This window comes from Trichococcus flocculiformis (assembly GCF_900113645.1).
In the GTDB taxonomy this organism is placed as follows: domain Bacteria; phylum Bacillota; class Bacilli; order Lactobacillales; family Aerococcaceae; genus Trichococcus; species Trichococcus flocculiformis.
Genome location: NZ_FOQC01000093.1, coordinates 1 through 2,287, shown reverse-complemented (window position 1 = coordinate 2,287; position 2,287 = coordinate 1). Strand labels below are relative to the sequence as shown.

At 49.4% G+C, this 2,287-nt stretch carries 2 protein-coding genes and 1 riboswitch; of the genes, one reads left to right on the top strand and one right to left on the bottom strand.

All coding sequences use genetic code 11. The features are described 5' to 3' along the window. Window positions 1–48: 48 nt before the first annotated feature. A riboswitch (Fluoride riboswitch) is annotated at window positions 49–124 on the top strand. A gap of 42 nt (window positions 125–166) precedes the next feature. Continuing rightward, window positions 167–1,357: a cation:proton antiporter domain-containing protein gene (locus BMZ71_RS14465; RefSeq protein ID WP_245734464.1), complete on the top strand. Its 1,191-nt coding sequence runs from the start codon at window positions 167–169 to the stop codon at window positions 1,355–1,357. Window positions 1,358–1,423: 66 nt separating this feature from the next. On the opposite strand, the gene BMZ71_RS14460 is transcribed toward BMZ71_RS14465, so the two are convergent. Further along, window positions 1,424–2,170, bottom strand: a complete 747-nt coding sequence (locus BMZ71_RS14460) for a class I SAM-dependent methyltransferase (protein ID WP_086990957.1) — start codon at window positions 2,168–2,170, stop codon at window positions 1,424–1,426. Window positions 2,171–2,287: the final 117 nt, after the last annotated feature.

The window sequence follows — 2,287 nt, the reverse complement described above, 5'->3', positions numbered from 1 at the left end:
GTCCTCTTTCAGCTTGTCGGTCTTCCGAAAACATGCTATCATATTACCTATACTAACGGGAATGAATGTCTCCCGAAGCAAATCGCTTAAACCGCTTATATAAGCTGATGACTTCTGCGCAATAGGCGCAGTCCGTCGTCAGCTTTTTTAGTGGAAAAATTTGGAGGTGCACGTTTTGATCTACAGTATCGCTCTTATTCTCATAATTGGTTTTCTGTTCAGTTCGCTCTTTATCCGATTGCAACTGCCAGGCTTGTTGGGCTTGATTTTGACCGGTATCCTCTTGGGTCCTTTTGGCATGGACCTTATGGCGCCGGAATTGTTGGCCATTTCTGCGGACATCCGAAAAATTGCTCTGATTGTCATTCTCGTCCGGGCAGGTTTGACCATGGAGCTGGGCGATCTCAAGAAAATCGGCCGCCCGGCTATCTTGATGACCTTTTTGCCTGCAACTTTCGAGATCTTGGCTGTCACCTTGTTGGCGCCGAAATTATTGGGCATCACGTTATTGGAGTCCGCCATCCTTGGTACTGTTCTGGGTGCAGTATCACCGGCTGTCGTTGTCCCGCGTATGATCATGTTGATCGAAAGCGGCTACGGCAAGGCTAAAGGGATTCCACAGATGATTCTGGCGGGTGCTTCCGTTGATGATGTTTATATCATCGTTCTGTTTACCTCATTCATGGGCATGTACACAGGCAGCGGCTTCCAGGCAATTACGCTGCTTTCCGTTCCGGTTTCGATCGCGTTGGGTCTGCTCGGCGGCCTACTGGTCGGCTTGGGATTGGTCTTTCTCTTCAGAACATTCCACATCCGCGATACGATGAAAGTTATGCTGGTACTGAGCGCCAGCTTCCTGTTGGTGACGGCTGAGGATTCCTTGGCAAAATTCATTCCGTTTTCCGGCTTGTTGGGCGTCATGGCTGTCGGAGCGACTTTATTGAAAAGACGTCCGGAATTGGCCAAACGTCTGAATGATAAATTCGCCAAAATTTGGTCTGCAGCCGAAATCTTCCTATTCGTGTTGGTTGGATCAGCCGTTGATATTTCGGCCTTGGGCGGTGTTGGTTTCGCAGCGGTTACTTTGATTTTCGGGGCTTTATTTTTCCGGATGGTGGCGGTCATTCTGGCCGTTTCAAGTACAAATCTGAATACAAAGGAACGCATTTTTTCCGCTATGGCGTATATACCGAAAGCCACTGTCCAAGCTGCCATCGGATCGATTCCTTTGGCTGCCGGAGTCGAAGCAGGCAGTATCATTTTGAGCGTCGCCGTTTTGGCGATCATCTTGACCGCGCCGATCGGAGCCACCTTTATTGACCGAACTTACAAGACGTTCCTGGCTAAAACTGACTGACCTATTGATAAAAAAACGAGGCGCCCTGTCTGTTGGATGGACAGGGCGCCTCTATTTTTCAGTTTTTCAACGTTTCTGCATGATGTAGAAAACATAGTTGTAGTACGCACTGTATTTTTCGAAATGTTTCATTTCCTGACGGTTCTCTTCCACCAAAGCTTTTGCGTCCTCGCTGTGGCCGTGCCTTTCCAGGAATGCCGCTTCATTGGTCTCGTAGTAATGATAGTAATGGCTCGTCCAGTCCGATTCGGGCAGGACGAAATGAGCCACCGGGATGTAGCCGGCATCCTCCACTTGGGCAATCTTTTCCGCAATCGTCCCCATTTCCGGATAGACTTCGGTCCAATATTTGTTCACAATCTGCGGACGTTGCGGCGTCAGCCAGGAAATTTCGGAAACGACCAAGTAACCGTCTTTTTTCAGCAACGGACGCCATTCCCGGATGCCTCTGGAAAAACCGATGTTGTAGATGGCGCCTTCCGCCCAAATGACGTCCAATGATTCGGGAGCAAAGGCAAGCTGCTCCATATCCATTTCCTTTACCGTCAAGCGGTTCATGATGCCTTGCTGCAAGGCTTTGTGCTTCAATATGCTCAAAAATTCTTTGCTGCTGTCGACCGCAGTGATGTGGGCCGGCGTCTGTTCGCTCAGAACCATGGTCTGCGCGCCGGTTCCGCAGCCTACATCCAAAAGTTGCGCTTGCGGGGTCAATTGCGGCAGAAACTGCAGCGCTTTGATGGTGCTCTGTTGGCTGCCGGGACCTTGGCGCGGGTTGTTTTTGTGAAAATCGATGATCAAATCCAATGTTTCCATGATTTCCCCTCCTGATCTGCGTCCGTACTGTCAAAGTTTAGCTCTGCCAGACGTTCAATTTTGTATTTTTTCGTTGATTTAACGGGGTTAACGACAAAAACAACTTGCCACCCCCCA